The sequence below is a fragment of the Bacillus siamensis KCTC 13613 genome, assembly GCF_000262045.1.
GTDB classification, from domain to species: domain Bacteria; phylum Bacillota; class Bacilli; order Bacillales; family Bacillaceae; genus Bacillus; species Bacillus siamensis.
Genome location: NZ_AJVF01000041.1, coordinates 370557 through 388964 on the forward strand (window position 1 = coordinate 370557; position 18408 = coordinate 388964).

An 18408-nucleotide genomic window follows, 5' to 3' on the forward strand; every position below is an offset into this window, starting at 1 on the left:
TCTTGGCAAAACCTATACGTGTTCAACAAAAGGTGGTTGATCACACTTTGAGAACATGCCATGCAGCTGAAGGACGAACCGTATATGACGAACACACCCGGCGCAGCCTGGGGATGATATCGGATGTGTGTTTCTCTCTTGACGGCCGGTTTCTCGGTTTCGTGCTTGAGCAGAAACGCCTGTTTCACAACCGCCATCTTTTTTTAGCAGCCAGTGATATAAAAGAGATGGAACAAGAAGCCGTAGCTGCCGCCGGAGCTCACTTGCAGCCTTTGCCTAAGAGCTGTTTCACCTTTGAACAGATTAAGATGCAGCCGGTGAAATCGCCTGATGGTGAAATGTTCGGTTTGCTGGAAGATGTATACTTTTGTTTGGACAAGGGCATAATCGTAGCATATGAACTCTCGGACGGCTTCTTTTCAGATCTGGCAGGCAGACGCCAAGTGCGGCGCGCTGCCGATACGCTTATTGAAGCGGGGAAAGACGGCATCGTCCTGAACGGATAAGAGGTGTAGTCTGTGCTTGTATGTCCGAACTGCAAAAGTAAAGATATCGGCAAAATCGGCGTAAACCAATACTATTGCTGGGGCTGCTTCATAGAGCTGACGGTGGCCAAAGGCAAAATTGCGACACATCAAGTAGAGGAAGACGGCACGTTAAGCAGTCTTGATGATTTGTTTTCTGAAGACGAACGCAGTATCAATTTTTAATGTTGAAAGGAGATACGCGCGATGGGCAGAACAATGACCTCTCTATTGGCTTTAGGAGCTGGAGCCGTTATGTATCGTATGGCTTCTCAGTCCGATATGCTTAATAAAAAAGGTATGAAACGGATGAGAAGACGAGTTATGAAAATGTTCTAAGCAGAAAAAAGGATACTTCTTCGGAAGTATCCTTTTTACGTTTGTCTCGCTTCCAGCCGCCTGGCTAGAAGAGATAAGCTGTAATTGACCGCAAAATACATCAGGGCCGCCAGCAGAAAAACCGGAAAAAAATAACCCCCGTCAGCGCTTTGTCCGTTTAAAATCTGAGCATTATGAATCAGCTCGGGCAGAGCGATGACCACCGCAAGTGACGTATCCTTTAATAAAGAAATAAATTGGCTCACAATCGGAGGAACCATACGCCTGAGCGCCTGCGGCATGACGACGAGAAAAAGAGTCTGCGTGTAGGTCAGTCCTGAAGAACGCGCCGCTTCAATCTGGCCTTTCTCAACGGATTGCAAACCGCTTCTGATGATTTCTGACAGCATGGCTGATTCAAAAATCGTCAGCGCTGTGATGGCGGCTGCGGTAATTTCCAGTTTGATGCCGATTTCCGGAAGGGCAAAAAACGTAAAGAAAATGATTAATAACAGCGGCAGGTTGCGGATGGTTTCGACAATGGCCGCTATTATGCCAGAGACGGCAGGGATTTTCGCATAGCGCAAAGTGCCGGCGGCAAGCCCGAAAATAAAACTCAGGACAATGGAAATAAGCGCAACATAAAGCGTGATCAAAAAGCCGTTCCATAAAAACAGCAGATGGTCAGGTGTATAGGCGCCGCTAAAATCCATGTTGTTCACTCTCCTTCTTTAATAACTTTTTCCGAAGCGTCTTTCCAAATAGTGAACCCCGATGCTGAGCGGTATCGTTAAAATCAAATAAAAAAGCGCCACAAAGATATAAACATCAAACACGACGAGAGTGCTTGAAGAAACGAGATCGGCCTGATACATCAAATCCAGTCCCGCCACCACTCCGAGAATTGATGAGTTTTTGACAAGGTTGAGAAATTGGTTTCCCAGCGGGGGAATCACGATTTTAACAGCCTGAGGGAGAATCACGTATCTCATTGCCTGACTGTAGGTGAAGCCTGACGATCTGGCCGCTTCCATCTGTCCCTTGGAGACAGTCTGAATTCCGGCTCTGATGGCTTCTGCGATAAAGGCGGACGTGTAAATCGTAAGCGCGATCGTTCCCGCCTGAAAGCCGTCCAGTCTCAATCCGGCGTTCGGAAGTCCGAAATAAAAAACGAATGTGATGAGGAGAAGCGGGATGTTCCGGATAAATTCCACATACGCAGTGCCGATCCATTGGAGGGGTTTGAACGTCGTGATTCTCATGACAGCGATCAGAACGCCAAGAGCGAAGCTGCCGGCCAGCGCGATGAAGCTCGCAAGCAGTGTGTGCAGGAAACCATCCAGATACATATCGAAGTTTTCCGTTAAGATTGTAAAGTTCATGTTTTTGTCACTCCTTATAAAACGGGGATGAGCATGTCTGCTCATCCCGCGGTCGATTCTATTTTGCCGGTTCTTCTTTAATCCATTTTTTATAGATTTTTCCGTACCTGCCGTCGGCTTTCATTTTTTTCAAAGAGGCGTTGATTTCTTTGACGAGCCCGGATTGGCCTTTTTTAACGGCGATTCCGTAAGGTTCATCGGTGAATGTGCCGCCTGTCAGCTGATATTGTTTATTTTCATCCGCCATGCCGTATAAAATCGCATTATCCGTTGTGAGCGCATCTCCCTGTCCCGCTTTAAGCGCAGTGAACGCTTCGGCGTAATTTTCAAATTCCAGCACTGAGGCGTCAGGCGCTTTTTCCCTGATGTTCTGTGAGGAAGTGGAGCCTTTTACCGCCAATACTTTTGAGCCTTTTCCAAGGTCTTCGGTGCTTTTGATGCGGCTTCCTTTTTTGACGAGCAGGGACTGCCCGGCTTCAAAATAAACGTCTGAGAAATCAACTTCTTTTTTCCGCTCATCCGTGATCGTCATTGTGGCCGTGATGGCGTCGATATCGCCGTTTTGCAGCATCGGAATTCTCGTTTTTGACGTCACTTCTTTAAACTCCGCTTTTTTCTCATCTCCCAGAATATCTTTTGCAATCTGTTTGGCGATATCAATATCAAACCCTTCGATATCCCCGGAGCTTGGGTTTTTCAGTCCGAATAATCTCGTATCGGTTTTAACGCCGAAGATGATTTTGTCTCTGTCTTTAATAGAAGCTAACGTGTCTTTTCCCGTGCCCTTTGAACCCCCGGACGTTTCTTTCCCTCCGCAGGCGGCCAGCATCAAGACGGCCAGCAGTGAGATCAATCCGAAAGATAACCATTTTGTTACGCGTGACATAAGCGTTCCCCCGTTTCTTTTCAGTGATTTAAAATACGGCTTAAGAATAAACGCGCCCTCTCTTCACGCGGGCTTTCGTAAAACTTAGCCGGTGCAGCTTCCTCTAAGATGGAACCGCCGTCGATAAACACGATGCGGTCAGCCACTTCTTTGGCGAATCCCATTTCATGTGTGACGACTACCATGGTCATTCCTTCCTTTGCGAGTGTTTTCATGACATCCAGCACTTCTCCGATCATTTCCGGATCAAGCGCGGATGTCGGTTCATCAAACAGCATCACTTCGGGCTTCATCGCAAGCCCTCTGGCGATGGCGACGCGCTGCTGCTGGCCGCCTGAAAGCTGTGAAGGGTAAGCGTCCGCTTTGTCGGGTATGCCGACTTTTTTCAAGTAATATAAAGCCGTTTCTTTTGCTTCTTCTCTTGATTGCTTGAGCACTTTGATCGGCGCGAGCATAATGTTTTGCAGAACGGTTTTATGCGGATACAGATGAAAATGCTGAAACACCATGCCGATATTGCGGCGGACTTTATTCATATCCGTTTTTTTGTCATGGATGGAGGCGCCGTTTACCGTTAAAACGCCTCCATCAACTGTTTCCAGCTGATTAATGCAGCGGAGAAGCGTGCTTTTTCCCGATCCTGATGGTCCGATGACAACGAGAACTTCCCCTTTTTTAATGTGCAGATTAATGTTCTTCAGCACGTGGAACTGTCCGTAGTGCTTATTTACATCCTGAAATGAGATCATGGTCATCCTCCTTAGAAAAACATGCGTCATATTGACTAACAGTTATGGAAATTTCTTTAACGTTACGATGATTATACAAATTTCCGGAAAATATATTCAAACTTTTTTGTAATTTCAGATAATTAATTCCGCCATGAGGTCTGCGACATAAGGCTGACTTTAGGAAACGGGAATAATTCCGGCTTTCTGTCAAAAGATAAAGCAAGAGGTGAAACATCATGCTTCAAAAACCGCTGCAGCTCTTAATGTGGACGGCTGTATGTCTGCTCGTTTTGTTAACAGTGTATGTCTTTTGTATGCTCGATATGTTATGGTCACCCATATGGCTTGTTATAAAATCTCTCTTTATTCCTATATTCATTGCAGTATTTATTGCTTATCTTTTGCTTCCGATTACTGAATGGCTTCATAAGAAAGGAATGCCTAGAACTTTAAGCCTGCTTCTGATTTATTGCCTGTTTTTCGGCGGAATCGGCTGGGGGGCTTATAAAGGGGTTCCTGTTTTAATTGAACAGCTGCAGGATCTGTCTGAGAGCGTTCCCGGTCTTGCCGAAAACTACAACAGCATGCTGAGACATCTGCATAATCATACAGATCATTGGCCTGACGGCATGCACCATCGGATGGATAAAATGATTCAGCAGACAGAAACGTTTCTTGCCGGCACGATTGAGAGCACGATCAGAAGCATCCGTTTCGTGCTTGATTATATCCTGATTGCGGCGACGATTCCTTTTCTCGTTTTCTATATGGTGAAGGATATAGACGTCATGAAAAAGACGGTCTGGTATTTGACACCGAAGTCTTGGAGGAAAAGGGGGAGTGAATTTCTGCGGGATGTGGACGACTCTCTCGGTGATTATATCCGCGGGCAGCTTCTCGTTTGTTTTTTGCTCGGGTTAATAGCCGGCGTTTCATTTTGGCTGTTCGGGATTCCTTACCCGCTGATTTTGGGCCTTGCCATCGGGATTACGAATGTCATCCCGTATTTCGGTCCGTTTATCGGCGCTGTGCCGGCGCTGCTCCTTTCGCTGGCGATTTCTTCCAAGGTTGTGATCATCGTAATCGTCACGATTTTTATTCTTCAATTTATAGAAGGAAACATTTTGAGCCCGCTTATTGTCGGGCGCAGTCTCAGAATGCATCCCGTCGTGATTATGCTTGCACTTCTTGCCGGAGGAGAGCTTGCGGGCATTCCCGGCATGATTCTCGCTGTTCCTGCAGCAGCCGTTTTAAAAGTGACGGCCATTCACTTTTTGCGGATCAGGACGGAACATTGACATTCGGGTTCTGCTTGTCTATAATTTCGAGTAGAATACATACGAATCTCGAGTGACGGATATGAGTACGCCGAAGCCCTGTTTAAGAGAGAAGCTCCGATACGCTGAAAGGAGCTTCAGCAGAAGATCGGCCGAAGCTAATCCTGAGTGCAGTTAAAGGCTGCCGCAGTCCTGCGTTACGGGATGAAAGGTGACGGGCCTTTTTCGGCCTGTAATCAGGGTGGTACCGCGAGACAGCTCTCGTCCCTGTGTGAACGCATGGTTTGCATAGGGAGAGGGCTTTTTTGCTGTCGCGAAAGAGAATTTCGGGTAGTGATAAGGAGGAATATAGATGAAACACTTAACTTCTGCTGAAGTGCGTCAAATGTTTTTAGATTTTTTTAAAGAAAAAGGCCATGCCGTTGAACCGAGCGCCTCATTGGTTCCGCATGAAGATCCGTCTTTATTGTGGATCAACAGCGGCGTTGCGACGCTGAAAAAATACTTTGACGGCCGCGTTGTGCCGGAGAATCCGAGAATTGTGAACGCGCAAAAATCAATCCGTACAAATGATATTGAAAATGTGGGAAAAACGGCGCGCCACCATACGTTCTTTGAGATGCTCGGAAACTTTTCCATCGGCGATTATTTTAAAGAAGAAGCCATCACGTGGGCATGGGAGTTTTTAACGAGCGAAAAGTGGATCGGCTTTGATCCGGAGCTGCTGTCTGTAACGGTTCATCCTGAGGATGAAGAAGCTTATACGCTATGGGCGGAAAAAATCGGCGTTCCGGAAGAAAGAATCATCCGTCTGGAAGGGAACTTCTGGGATATCGGCGAAGGCCCGAGCGGACCGAATACGGAAATTTTCTATGACCGCGGCGAGAAATACGGCAATGACCCGTCAGATTCTGAATTGTATCCGGGCGGCGAAAATGATCGTTATCTTGAAGTGTGGAACCTGGTATTTTCAGAGTTCAACCACAATCCGGACGGCACGTACACACCGCTTCCGAAGAAAAACATTGATACGGGCATGGGGCTTGAACGGATGGTCTCCGTTATTCAAGACGTTCCGACAAACTTTGACACTGATTTGTTTATGCCGATTATTGAAGCGGCAGAGCGTATTTCCGGAGATGCTTACGGAAAGGATGCAGTGAAGGACACAGCCTTTAAAGTAATTGCCGATCATATCAGAACGGTCGCATTTGCGGTAAGCGACGGAGCTCTGCCGTCAAACGAAGGGCGCGGGTATGTTCTGAGACGCCTCCTTCGCCGGGCTGTGCGATACGCGAAAACAATCGGTATCAGCCGTCCGTTTATGTACGAGCTGGTACCGACTGTTGCAGGAATTATGGACGCTTTCTATCCGGAGGTGAAAGAAAAGCAAGAGTTTATCGCCAAAGTCATCAAAACGGAGGAAGAGCGCTTCCATGAAACATTGAACGAAGGTCTTGCCATTTTATCTGACGTGATAAAGAAAGAAAAGGAAAAAGGCAGCGGCATCATCTCCGGAAAAGACGTATTCAAACTGTACGATACGTACGGATTCCCGGTTGAATTGACAGAGGAATACGCGGAAGATGAGCAAATGAAGGTTGATCATAAAGGCTTTGAAGCCGAAATGGAAAAACAGCGTGAACGGGCGAGAAATGCGCGTCAAGATGTAGGAAGCATGCAGGTGCAGGGCGGCGCATTGCGCGACATTACTGCAGAAAGCACGTTTGTCGGCTACAGTTCCGTAAAAACTGAAGCGAAGGTGATCGAGCTTCTTCATGACGGGCAATTAATCAGCGAGGCGCATGAAGGGGATACCGTTCAGGTTCTTCTTGATGAAACGCCTTTCTATGCTGAAAGCGGCGGACAGATCGGTGACAGAGGAGTGCTGAGAAGCGCACAGGCTGTCGTAACCATTAAAGACGTGAAAAAAGCTCCGAACGGCCAGCATGTACACGAAGGCACAGTGGATAGCGGCACGCTTCAAAAAGGCGCAAGCGTCACGGCTGAAGTGGAGGACCAAATGAGAAGCGGCGTGGTGAAAAACCATACGGCAACCCACCTTCTGCATCAGGCGCTGAAAGACGTACTCGGCACACATGTCAACCAAGCCGGCTCACTCGTTACCGAAAACCGTCTGCGTTTTGACTTCTCTCACTTCGGTCAAGTAACGAAAGAAGAACTTGAACGCATTGAAGGAATCGTCAACGAAAAAATCTGGGAGAGCATTCCGGTAGCGATTGATCTGAAACCGATCAATGAAGCAAAAGAAATGGGCGCAATGGCCCTGTTCGGCGAGAAATACGGCGATATTGTACGCGTCGTACAAGTCGGCGATTACAGCCTGGAGCTTTGCGGCGGATGCCATGTCACGAATACGGCTGAAATCGGCCTGTTTAAAATCGTATCCGAATCAGGGATCGGCGCAGGTACGCGAAGAATTGAAGCCGTGACAGGAAAAGGCGCTTATCAGGAAATGAACAGCCAGCTCAGCCTCCTGCAGCACGCTGCGGACGAGCTGAAATCAAACGTAAAAGACGTGCCGAAGCGAATCCAGTCTCTTCAAGCGGAACTGAAAGAAGCGCAAAGAGAAAATGAATCATTGCTCAGCAAACTCGGCAATGTGGAAGCCGGAGCCATTCTGTCTAAAGTAAAAGACATCGGCGGCGTAAAAGTGCTGGCTGAAAAAGTAAACGCGAAAGACATGAACCACCTTCGCACAATGGTGGATGACCTGAAGGCGAAGCTCGGTTCTGCGGTCATCATTCTCGGCGCTGTGCAAAATGACAAAGTCAACCTGTCAGCGGGCGTAACAAAAGATCTGATCGAAAAAGGCCTTCACGCCGGAAAAATGGTCAAACAAGCGGCAGAAGTCTGCGGAGGCGGAGGCGGAGGCCGTCCGGACATGGCGCAGGCCGGCGGAAAGCAGCCTGGGAAATTGGAAGAGGCGCTCGCATCTGCGGAAGATTGGATAAAATCCGTTTTATAATCCTTTCAACTAGTGTAGAATGATGATAAGATGAGGACCTCAGGCTGAACTTTGCCTGCGAATTTGGGAAAGAGGTGCAAAACGGTGAGCTCGTTTGATAAAACGATGAAATTTAATTTCTCCGATGATTCTGCTGAAACAAACGTCGAAGAAGTGCTGATTACAGTATATGATGCGCTTCAGGAAAAGGGGTACAATCCTATCAACCAGATTGTCGGATACTTGCTGTCTGGAGACCCTGCATACATTCCTAGGCATCGCGACGCCCGGAACTTAATTCGCAAACTGGAACGTGACGAATTAATTGAGGAATTGGTAAAATCCTATCTAGAACAGCATAAAGAGGCGTAAATACACTCATGAGAATATTGGGACTTGATCTGGGAACGAAAACACTCGGCGTCGCTTTAAGCGATGAGATGGGCTGGACCGCTCAGGGCATTGAGACGATAAAAATAAACGAAGCTGAAGGAGATTACGGTCTGGACCGTTTATCCGAGCTGATGAAAGACTATAATGTAGAGAAGGTCGTACTCGGTTTTCCGAAAAACATGAACGGGACGATCGGTCCGAGAGGCGAAGCCAGCCAAACATTTGCGAAACTGCTTGAAACAGCGTACAATGTCCCTGTTGTGCTGTGGGACGAGCGTCTGACGACGATGGCGGCTGAAAAGATGCTGATCGCGGCTGACGTCAGCAGGCAAAAACGAAAAAAAGTCATTGATAAAATGGCGGCTGTCATGATCCTTCAAGGATATCTGGACAGTTTAAACTAAGAGGTGAAAGAAATGGAACACGGCGAAAAACACATTACAATTGTCGATGATCAAGGCAACGAACAGCTTTGCGAAGTGCTGTTTACATTTGAAAACGACACATTCAACAAATCTTACGTTCTTTATTATCCGATTGATGCTCAAGACGATGATGAAATCGAAATTCACGCTTCAAGCTTCGAGCCGAACGAAAACGGCGAAGACGGCGAACTGATGCCGATTGAAACGGATGAAGAGTGGGAAATGATCGAAGAAACGCTGAATACGTTTTTAGCGGAAGAAGACGAAGAATAAAATGAACAGAAAAAGCCGGAGCGCATATGCCGCTTCGGCTTTTTTTGTAATAAATTGCCGAATGCCCGCGAATCATGTAGTATAAGAGCTGTTGGGAGGAAAATACTTGTATGAACATCAATCAGACTAAAAATTCATTTCTGCGCAAAAACAAAAAAACGACGATAATACTGTCCTCCGTGATCGCTCTGATCATCATCATTTGCGGTGCTTTTTTCTATGGAAAATCTCTGCTGTCCCCGGTTGACAAAGGCAGCAAAACGACAGTCAATATTAATATTCCGAGCGGTTCTTCGGTTTCGGCAATCGCCGGAATTCTTGAGGATCAGCATGTCATTAAAAGCAAAAAAGCATTCCAGCTGTATGTGAAGTATAAAGGCGCTTCCGGATTTCAGGCGGGATTTTACCATCTGAATAAAGGAATGGACGCGGATGCGATTATCAAAAAACTGACCGCGGGATCTGCGGGGTATGCCTTTCAGATCACCGTTCCCGAAGGAAAACAGCTGACACAGATTGCCGACGCGATCGCAAAAGAAACATCATATTCTAAAGAAGAGATCATGGCAAAACTGGACGACAAAACATTTATCGACAAACTGAAAAAACAGTTTCCTGATACAATAACAGACGCTCTTTCAAACAAGAAGCTTAAGCATCCGCTCGAAGGCTATTTATACCCGGCCACATATCCATTTAATGATCCGAATGCATCGCTTGATAAGATTTTGACGGCAATGATTCAGGAAACAAACACCCGTATCGAAACATATAAATCTGAACTGGAAAAAAAGAAACTTTCGGTCCATAACGCGCTGACGATGGCATCGCTTATCGAAGAGGAAGCCACAGCCAAAGCCGACCGTCACAAAATCGCAAGCGTCTTTTACAACAGACTTGCAGAAAAAATGCCGCTGCAGACTGACCCGACGGTATTATATGCGGCCGGAAGGCATAAGAGCCGGGTCTTCTACAAAGACCTGAAAATTGATTCTCCGTTTAACACGTATAAACATAAGGGGCTGCCGCCGGGACCGATTGCAAACGCCGGAGATTCATCGTGGGAAGCGGCACTTAACCCTGACAAAACGGATTATCTCTATTTCCTGGCAAAATCTAACGGTGAGGTCGTATTCACGAAAACATTAAAAGATCATAATAAAGCGAAGGAAAAGTATATTTCCAAAAAAGACAGTGAATAAAGGAGGGCAAAAGCTCTCCTTTTATTCCATTCTGAAAGGTTTTATGATAAAATATATCGGGTTGTTTACTTATGGATAAAGAAGTGTCTTAAGAGAGTGTCCCCGCGGATTCGTCAGGGGCACTCCTTTTTAGAACGGAGGCTGTTTGCCGTGAATGATCGGTATGAACAAATAAACGAGTATATAAACGCGATGCTGAAGCCTCGGCCTGATAAAGTGAAAAAGCTTGAAGCCTATGCAAAAGAGCACCATGTTCCGATTATGGAAGAAGCGGGCATTGAAGTGCTGCTTCAAATGCTGTCGATTCAACAGGCGAAAAACATCTTGGAAATCGGCACGGCAATCGGATATTCGGCTATACGGATGGCGCTTGAACTTCCGGATGCGAATATTTACACGATTGAACGGGACGACAAACGCTATGAAGAAGCTGTGAACAATATAAAAGACTTTGAAATGGAAAATCGGATTCACGTACTGTACGGGGATGCGCTTGAACTTTCTGAGTCTGTCCGTGTCACGGCTCCTTATGATGCCATTTTTATCGACGCGGCAAAAGGCCAGTACACGAACTTTTTTGAGCTCTATGAACCGATGCTTGCGCCGGATGGGGTCATTTTCACAGACAATGTTCTGTTTAAAGGGCTGGTGGCACAAGATCACTCGGAAATTGAGCCGAAAAGAAGACGGAAGCTTGTTGAAAAAATTGATCAATATAACCAATGGCTGATGAACCGGCCTGACTATCAAACGGTCATACTGCCGGTCGGAGACGGCATCGCCATCAGTAAAAAGAAGAGGTGAATGATCATGAAAAAACCTGAACTTTTGGTGACTCCGACTTCCGTACAGGATATTCTTCCGCTCATTCAAGCGGGGGCAACGGCGCTGTTAGTCGGAGAACAAAGATACGGCCTGAGACTGGCCGGGGAATTTTCAAGAGAAGATATTAAAGAAGCCGTAAAAACAGCTCATCAAAAAGGCGCGAAAGTGTACGCTGCCGTCAATGCTATTTTTCACAATGAAAAAGTGGACGAGCTGAACGGCTATCTTGCTTTTTTGCAGGAAGCCGGCGTGGATGCGGCTGTTTTCGGTGATCCGGCCGTTTTAATGGCGGCGCGTGAAGCGGCTCCCGGGCTCAAACTGCACTGGAGCACGGAAACAACGGGAACCAACTACTATTCCTGCAATTACTGGGGACGCAAAGGCGCACAGCGGGCAGTGCTGGCTAAGGAATTAAATATGGACAGCGTCATTGACATAAAAGAAAACGCCGAAGTGGAAATTGAAATTCAAATCCACGGCATGACGTGCATGTTCCAATCTAAGCGTTCATTAGTGGGCCATTACTTCGAATATCAGGGAAAAGTCATGGACATCGAACAGAAGAAAAAAGAAGCGGGCATGTTTCTGCATGACAAAGAACGGGGCAATAAATACCCGATTTTTGAAGACGAAAACGGCACGCACATCATGAGTCCGAACGATGTGTGCATGATTGATGAATTAGAGGATCTGATAGACGCCGGCATTGATTCTTTCAAAATCGACGGAGTGTTGAAGTCTCCTGAATACTTAACCGAAGTGACCCGCATGTACAGAGAGGCAATCGATTTGTGCATCGAAAGCCGCGAGACATACGAAGAGAAAAAAGAGAGCTGGATAGAGCGGATTGAAAGCATTCAGCCTGTGAACAGAAGCATCGACACAGGATTCTTCTTTAAAGAAACGGTCTATTAAAAAGGAGGGTGCAACGGATGACAGCCGTAAATCAAACCATTTCCAAAGTCGTAAACGGAAAACGCGTCATTACGAAAAAACCTGAACTTCTTGCTCCGGCAGGAAACCTTGAAAAATTAAAAATTGCCGTTCATTACGGAGCGGACGCGGTTTTTATCGGAGGGCAGGAATACGGGCTCCGCTCTAATGCGGATAACTTTTCTATAGAAGAAATTGCAGAGGGCGTAGAATTTGCCAAAAAATACGGGGCGAAAATATATGTGACAACAAACATTTTCGCTCATAATGAAAATATGGACGGTCTGGAAGAATACTTAAAAGCGTTGGGAGACGCAAAAGTTGCCGGAATTATCGTCGCTGATCCGCTGATTATTGAAACATGCCGGAGAGTCGCCCCGGACGTAGAGATTCATCTCAGCACACAGCAGTCCCTTTCCAACTGGAAAGCGGTGCAGTTCTGGAAAGAAGAAGGTCTTGACCGTGTGGTGCTTGCCCGTGAAACGAGCGGACTGGAAATTAAAGAAATGAAGGAAAAGGTGGATATTGAAATCGAAACCTTTATCCATGGCGCCATGTGTATCGCTTATTCAGGCCGCTGCGTGCTGAGCAATCACATGACGGCCCGTGATTCCAACCGCGGCGGCTGCTGTCAGTCGTGCCGCTGGGATTATGATCTGTATCAGACAGACGGTGCAAACGCGGTCGCGCTTTATGACGAAGAAGACGCTCCGTTTGCGATGAGCCCGAAAGATTTAAAATTGATTGAATCCATTCCGCAAATGATCGAGATGGGTATCGACAGTCTGAAAATTGAAGGCCGGATGAAATCGATTCATTACGTTGCGACGGTTGTCAGCGTGTATCGCAAAGTCATCGACGCATACTGCGCTGATCCTGAAAACTTTGTCATTCAAAAAGAATGGCTTGATGAGCTGGACAAATGTGCAAACCGGGATACTGCGCCTGCTTTCTTTGAAGGCACGCCCGGTTTTGAGGAGCAGATGTTCGGCGAACACGGAAAGAAAACAACATTTGATTTTGCCGGTCTCGTGCTCGCATATAACGAGGAAACTCAAATGGTGACGCTCCAGCAGCGCAATTTCTTTAAACAAGGTGACGAAGTGGAATTTTTCGGTCCTGAAATTGACAATTTCACATTCACCATCGGCACTATTTGGGACGAAGACGGAAACGAGCTTGATGCTGCCCGCCATCCCCTGCAAATCGTTACATTTAAAGTAGACAAAAAGATTTATCCGAGCAACATGATGAGAAAGGGGAAGTAATCCCAATGGGTAAGAGTCCTGTAGTTATAGGCATCGCCGGAGGTTCCGGATCAGGAAAAACAAGCGTCACCCGTTCCATTTACGAACAGTTTAAAGGACACTCGATTTTAATGATCCAGCAAGACCTTTATTATAAAGACCAAAGCCATCTTCCGTTTGAAGAAAGGCTCAACACAAACTATGATCACCCGCTTGCATTTGATAATGACTATTTAATCGAGCATATTCAAGAGCTTTTGAATTACCGGCCGATAGAAAAGCCGATTTATGATTATAAACTCCATACGCGTTCTGAGGAAACCATTCCGGTTGAGCCGAAGGATGTCATTATTTTGGAAGGCATTCTCGTTCTTGAAGATAAAAGGCTTCGCGACCTCATGGACATAAAACTTTATGTCGACACGGACGCGGATCTCCGTATCATCAGACGGATTATGAGAGATATTAACGAAAGAGGCCGTTCTATTGATTCTGTCATTGAGCAGTATGTATCCGTCGTCAGACCGATGCACAATCAGTTTGTTGAACCGACGAAACGCTACGCGGACATCATTATTCCGGAAGGCGGCCAAAACCACGTCGCGATTGATCTGATGGTCACGAAGATTCAAACGATCCTTGAACAAAATGCAATTTTGTAATACCATAGCATAGACATAAATAACTCAGACCATATTATGTATAGGCTGGAAGGGAATGAGACAGTTCCCTTCTTTCCCTGTTTATAAACCGAAACATTTGCAGAAAACACACATTCAGTTTAAGATAAACAGTACCTATATGGGAGAGAAGAACGAGGACTGCCCTGTGTTCTCATTCTTGATTTTTTCGTTTATGCTCTCATACATAATCACACGTTATTGTTGAGGGACAACCACCAAGGAGTGAAGGAACATGGCACAAGAAAAAGTTTTTCCGATGACTCAAGAAGGAAAACAAAAACTTGAACAAGAATTAGAGCAATTGAAAACGGTTAAACGTAAAGAAGTAGTAGAACGCATCAAAATCGCAAGAAGCTTCGGAGATCTGTCAGAGAACTCTGAGTATGATTCTGCAAAAGAAGAACAGGCATTTGTGGAAGGGCGCATCACGACGCTTGAAAATATGATCCGCAATGCGAAAATCATCGAGGATGACGGCGGTTCAAATGTTGTCGGTTTGGGAAAAACCGTATCATTCATCGAATTGCCTGACGGTGAAGAAGAATCTTACACGATCGTCGGAAGCGCTGAAGCTGATCCGTTTGAAGGAAAAATCTCAAACGACTCGCCGATCGCAAAAAGCCTGCTCGGCAGAAAAGTGGACGAAGAAGTTACTGTTCAGACGCCGGGCGGAGAAATGCTCGTGAAAATTGTGAAAATTTCATAAGATCCGTTTAACAATGAAACACCTCGTCCAAAATGTGGATGAGGTGTTTTTTATGATCGTATCAAAAAGGCTGAAAACAGCCGTGATTTGTTTTCTGCTCGTGTTTTTCTGTTTGCTTGCCAGGCTGGCTGAAATTCAGCTGTTTTTTACAGAATCTTTTTCAAAATCTAATATTAATTTGATTCAGGAAAGCGTCAAGCAGCGGACGGAAGAAGTCCTTATTTCAGACGGACGCGGCTCTTTTCTTGATCGGAACGGCAAAGAGCTGACCGGAAAAAAGCAGCCTGCCGTCGTTCTGTTTCCCTTTCTCGTGACGCAGGATTGGCCGATTGACCGGGTATCCGCCATTCTCGGGATGAAACAGGATGAGCTCAGGCAGCTTCTCACGGAAGCGAAAAAACCGGTGATCCTAAACAGCAGAAAAATAAAACATCTGACGAAACAATCCGTGTCAAATATCAATTCTTTGAAATATCCCGGCATTTACGGCGTATATATGAAAGACAGCAAAGAAACAAACATAGCCGCTCATCTGTTGGGCGCGACAAATCAGGACCCGGAGCTTTTGAAAAAGAAATATCCCGGACGTAAGGAACTGCCGATCACGGCAAAAATCGGGACAAGCGGGATGGAACGGACGTTTGATGAGTTTTTGCTGGCGGATCATGACACAAAACTTTTGTATCATGTCGACGGAAGGGGAAACCCTTTATTCGGAATGGACGTCAAATATACGGCAGAAGCAAACGCGTTTTATCCGCTGCAAGTCAAAACCTCCATCGACCGCAATATTCAAAAAGCAATGGAAGATGTATTGAAAGACCGCGGGTTAAAAAAGGGGGGAGCCGTCCTTTTAGACATTGAAAAAAGCAGTGTGCTCGGAATGGTTTCAAAGCCTGACGCCGACATGTCAAAGCAGCAGACACTGCAAAATTACATGCTGACGCCGATTTATCCGGGATCCGTGTTTAAAACGGTGGTCGCCGCAGCTGCAATTGAACAAAATGAAGTGAAGCCGGGCACATCCTTTAACTGCAGTCTCAACCTGTACGGAGAGCCGGGTGACGACAAAGGCACGCTCAGTTTTGGAGAAAGCTTTGCCCAAAGCTGCAATTATACGTTTACAAGTCTTGCGGAAAAATTGGTCAAAAAAGATGACTCCGCTATTGAAAACATGGCGGAAAAACTCGGTCTCACACAGCGGGCGGGCTGGGAAGGCAAGCTGTACCGGGAAGACGGATTCAGGCAGCTGTATAATGAAAAAAGCGGCGTCATTTGGGGAGATGCCAAAGACAAAACCGTCAAAAGAGCAGTAGCCCAGACGGCGATCGGACAGAAAAACGTGAAAGTCACCCCGCTTGAAGTCGCCAATATGATGGCGACGATCGCGCGCGGCGGCGAAAAAAAACAAGTCAAAATCGCGGACAAAATCGAATACAAAAACGGAACGACGATGGCGTCATTCAAAGATCAGCCGTTAAAGGGGAAAACGATCGATAAATATACGGCCCAGCAGCTTCAAAAAATTCTCAGAGAAGTCGTTACTTCACCGAAAGGAACCGGCAGGAGATTTCAGGATCTGCCGTATGCGGTGGCGGGAAAATCCGGAACGGCCCAGACGGGAATGTTTACAAAAGATAAACAGACGCTTTACAACAAATGGTTTGCGGGATACTTTCCCGCGGACAAGCCGAAATATGCTCTCGTTGTGCTGCACATGGACACGCCGGGAGATAAGGCTCTGACAAATACAGTGTTTTATGATATTGTTAAAAAGGTACATGAAAATGAAACAAATCAGACATAGAACAACCGCTCAGCCCATGTTAAAATATATGCTGAGCAAGAGGGATAAAGGAGTGCAGAATGATTGAGCAATAAACAATCTCGTTTTGAAAACCGTGATAAGCGCAGAAAAGCAAATTTGGTGCTTAACATTTTAATTGCTATCGTATCTATTCTTATTGTCGTCGTTGCAGTCAGCCTCTTCATCAACAGTCCGTCCAGCGACGTGAGCCAGAAACAGGAAACCCCTGCATCAGGCAAGACGAAGCAGACCTCAGATGAGGACATAAAAGACAGCAAAAAAGATACGGCCTCAGACGATGACAAAAAAGATAAACAGGATAAGGACAAATCCGATTCATCTTCAGACTCTGACAGCAAAAAAGACGATGATTCATCAAAAAGTGATGACAGCAAAAAAGCCTCTGATTCAAGCGACCCTTTTAAAGGAGCAAAAATAACAGAGGGCGGCTCATCCAGCGATGTCGATAAAACAATTGTTAACTCAAAATGGAAACCAGTCGGCACAAAGCAGACGGGAGAACATGCGGCGACGTATGACTCGAGCTCTGAAGACTGGTCCGAAATGCTTGACGCCATCTCTTACGCAACCGGCGTGTCAAAAGATCACATGACAGTGCTGTGGCTCGGAAACAATGGAAGCCCGCAAGATGCGAAGGGTAAAGTTTTAGACAAAACGAACGGCAAAAAGTATCAGGTCACCATCACTTGGGAAGACAAAAAAGGCTGGAAGCCGACAAAAGTAGAAACCTTAAAATAACCGCAAAAAAGCAGCTGATTCTTCAGCTGCTTTTTTCTGTCATACGTCAGCTGAAAAATGCACCGACGCGCTGTAAAGGATTCTGCCGTCAACGGCCGTCACCTGATGGGATACAGAACGGACGCGAAGCATAATCGCCTGGTTGTTTTCAATCTGTACGTTTATTTTCTTTTCCAGCTCCTGCAAAGATGCCGCTTCAAAAAATTCTACTTTATCTTTTATTAAATCCAATTGAAAATTCATCAGTATAGATCCTCCTGATTTTTCTTCTGAGTCAATGAAAGTATAAGCCTTTCTGCTGTAATTGCGCAATAATCCCAAAGTATTTTAGTACCCTTTCGCTCTTTTTTGTGATAGGATAGGAACTGTTCCATGATTAATCCATACTATACTCATAGGAATTATAAATTATGGAGAGTGAAAAATATGGGCCGTGAATTTATTCCTTTATTTGAAGATTGGGCAGCGACTTATGACGCCACGGTGCACGGAGCTGACGAACAATATGCTGATGTTTTTAAAGGGTATGACAATATTCTTGACAGCATCGTCGCACTTTCGGGTTCTAACGTTTTAGAGTTCGGACCGGGCACAGGGAATTTAACGGCGAAATTAGCCGCCGCGAACAAAAAAGTGTTTGGTGTAGAACCGTCTCCGTCAATGAGAAAATTGGCAGCTGACAAGCTTTCTGACAGAGCTGTGTTCAGTGACGGGGATTTTCTGGAGTTTCCCGCTCCGCCTTTCCAAATAGATACCATCGTCAGCTCGTACGCATTTCATCATTTAACCGATGAAGAAAAGCAAGCGGCTGTAAAGCAATATGGCACAATCCTTCAGAAGCATGATAAAATAGTGTTTGCCGATACCGTCTTTAAAGATCATGAAGCATACGGGGAAGCCGTCAGAAAAGCAAACCGAAACGGCTATCACCAATTAGCGGACGATTTAAAGACGGAACATTATCCGACACTCGGGACAATGAAAAACATCTTTTCAGCTGAGGGATTTGCCGCAAGATTTACGCAGCAAAACGACTTTGTCTGGATAATGGAGGCGATTAAACGGTAAA

At 45.9% G+C, this 18408-nt stretch carries 22 protein-coding genes; 17 read left to right on the plus strand and 5 right to left on the minus strand.

Translation table 11 applies throughout. From position 1 onward, the window contains the following. Positions 1–47: 47 nt before the first annotated feature. Genes Y79_RS0117395 through Y79_RS1000000121030 form a run of 3 tightly spaced genes read left to right on the plus strand, consistent with a single transcriptional unit; the run spans position 48 to position 863 of the window. Positions 48–506 (plus strand): PRC-barrel domain-containing protein, encoded by a 459-nt coding sequence (locus Y79_RS0117395; RefSeq protein WP_016938826.1) that lies wholly within the window; start codon positions 48–50, stop codon positions 504–506. Positions 507–518: 12 nt separating this feature from the next. Continuing rightward, complete coding sequence (locus tag Y79_RS0117400) at positions 519–710, plus strand: hypothetical protein (RefSeq protein WP_003152738.1); 192 nt, start codon at positions 519–521, stop codon at positions 708–710. 21 nt (positions 711–731) lie between these two features. After that, entirely contained in the window at positions 732–863 is a 132-nt protein-coding gene (locus Y79_RS1000000121030; RefSeq protein ID WP_003152741.1) for a YrzQ family protein, read from the plus strand. A gap of 35 nt (positions 864–898) precedes the next feature. Here Y79_RS1000000121030 and Y79_RS0117410 read toward each other — a convergent pair whose 3' ends face one another. Genes Y79_RS0117410 through Y79_RS0117425 form a run of 4 tightly spaced genes read right to left on the minus strand, consistent with a single transcriptional unit; the run spans position 899 to position 3859 of the window. Then, positions 899–1555, minus strand: coding sequence for an amino acid ABC transporter permease (locus Y79_RS0117410; RefSeq protein ID WP_016938827.1), 657 nt, complete (start codon positions 1553–1555; stop codon positions 899–901). 18 nt (positions 1556–1573) lie between these two features. Beyond that, positions 1574–2224, minus strand: a complete 651-nt coding sequence (locus Y79_RS0117415) for an amino acid ABC transporter permease (RefSeq protein ID WP_016938828.1) — start codon at positions 2222–2224, stop codon at positions 1574–1576. Positions 2225–2282: 58 nt separating this feature from the next. Further along, positions 2283–3110 carry a transporter substrate-binding domain-containing protein gene (locus tag Y79_RS0117420; RefSeq protein ID WP_016938829.1) on the minus strand — a complete coding sequence of 276 codons (828 nt, stop codon included), beginning with the start codon at positions 3108–3110 and terminating at the stop codon, positions 2283–2285. Positions 3111–3130: 20 nt separating this feature from the next. Then, positions 3131–3859, minus strand: coding sequence for an amino acid ABC transporter ATP-binding protein (locus tag Y79_RS0117425; protein ID WP_016938830.1), 729 nt, complete (start codon positions 3857–3859; stop codon positions 3131–3133). Between the two features lie 218 nt (positions 3860–4077). On the opposite strand from Y79_RS0117425, the gene Y79_RS0117430 reads away from it, so the two are divergent. From Y79_RS0117430 to Y79_RS0117490, 13 genes are all read left to right on the plus strand, one after another. Continuing rightward, positions 4078–5139: an AI-2E family transporter gene (locus tag Y79_RS0117430; protein ID WP_016938831.1), complete on the plus strand. Its 1062-nt coding sequence runs from the start codon at positions 4078–4080 to the stop codon at positions 5137–5139. 331 nt (positions 5140–5470) lie between these two features. After that, positions 5471–8107: an alanine--tRNA ligase gene (gene alaS, locus Y79_RS0117435; protein ID WP_016938832.1), complete on the plus strand. Its 2637-nt coding sequence runs from the start codon at positions 5471–5473 to the stop codon at positions 8105–8107. 84 nt (positions 8108–8191) lie between these two features. Further along, the gene (locus tag Y79_RS0117440) at positions 8192–8458 is read left to right on the plus strand and encodes an IreB family regulatory phosphoprotein (RefSeq protein WP_003152749.1); all 267 of its coding nucleotides are present in this window, start codon (positions 8192–8194) and stop codon (positions 8456–8458) included. An 8-nt stretch (positions 8459–8466) separates the two neighbouring features. Beyond that, complete coding sequence (ruvX, locus tag Y79_RS0117445) at positions 8467–8883, plus strand: Holliday junction resolvase RuvX (RefSeq protein ID WP_016938833.1); 417 nt, start codon at positions 8467–8469, stop codon at positions 8881–8883. Between the two features lie 12 nt (positions 8884–8895). Further along, positions 8896–9177: a DUF1292 domain-containing protein gene (locus tag Y79_RS0117450; protein ID WP_003152751.1), complete on the plus strand. Its 282-nt coding sequence runs from the start codon at positions 8896–8898 to the stop codon at positions 9175–9177. 110 nt (positions 9178–9287) lie between these two features. Then, positions 9288–10379, plus strand: a complete 1092-nt coding sequence (gene mltG, locus Y79_RS0117455; protein WP_016938834.1) for an endolytic transglycosylase MltG — start codon at positions 9288–9290, stop codon at positions 10377–10379. Positions 10380–10529: 150 nt separating this feature from the next. After that, positions 10530–11183 carry an O-methyltransferase gene (locus Y79_RS0117460; RefSeq protein WP_016938835.1) on the plus strand — a complete coding sequence of 218 codons (654 nt, stop codon included), beginning with the start codon at positions 10530–10532 and terminating at the stop codon, positions 11181–11183. A 6-nt stretch (positions 11184–11189) separates the two neighbouring features. Continuing rightward, positions 11190–12119, plus strand: coding sequence for a peptidase U32 family protein (locus Y79_RS0117465; protein WP_029575362.1), 930 nt, complete (start codon positions 11190–11192; stop codon positions 12117–12119). A 17-nt stretch (positions 12120–12136) separates the two neighbouring features. Next, positions 12137–13405 (plus strand): peptidase U32 family protein, encoded by a 1269-nt coding sequence (locus Y79_RS0117470; protein WP_016938837.1) that lies wholly within the window; start codon positions 12137–12139, stop codon positions 13403–13405. A 5-nt stretch (positions 13406–13410) separates the two neighbouring features. Further along, positions 13411–14046 (plus strand): uridine kinase, encoded by a 636-nt coding sequence (udk, locus tag Y79_RS0117475; protein ID WP_016938838.1) that lies wholly within the window; start codon positions 13411–13413, stop codon positions 14044–14046. Between the two features lie 253 nt (positions 14047–14299). Further along, a complete protein-coding gene (greA, locus tag Y79_RS0117480) occupies positions 14300–14773 on the plus strand; it encodes a transcription elongation factor GreA (RefSeq protein WP_014470754.1) in 474 nt (157 codons plus the stop codon). Positions 14774–14825: 52 nt separating this feature from the next. Next, entirely contained in the window at positions 14826–16580 is a 1755-nt protein-coding gene (locus Y79_RS0117485; RefSeq protein WP_016938839.1) for a peptidoglycan D,D-transpeptidase FtsI family protein, read from the plus strand. 63 nt (positions 16581–16643) lie between these two features. After that, complete coding sequence (locus Y79_RS0117490) at positions 16644–17339, plus strand: YrrS family protein (protein ID WP_016938840.1); 696 nt, start codon at positions 16644–16646, stop codon at positions 17337–17339. Positions 17340–17378: 39 nt separating this feature from the next. On the opposite strand, the gene Y79_RS0117495 is transcribed toward Y79_RS0117490, so the two are convergent. Next, a complete protein-coding gene (locus Y79_RS0117495) occupies positions 17379–17582 on the minus strand; it encodes a YrzA family protein (RefSeq protein ID WP_003152771.1) in 204 nt (67 codons plus the stop codon). Between the two features lie 183 nt (positions 17583–17765). Between Y79_RS0117495 and Y79_RS0117500 the strand changes: the two genes are divergently transcribed. After that, on the plus strand, positions 17766–18407 hold the full coding sequence (locus tag Y79_RS0117500; RefSeq protein WP_016938841.1) for a class I SAM-dependent methyltransferase: 642 nt from the start codon (positions 17766–17768) through the stop codon (positions 18405–18407). Position 18408 lies beyond the last annotated feature (1 nt).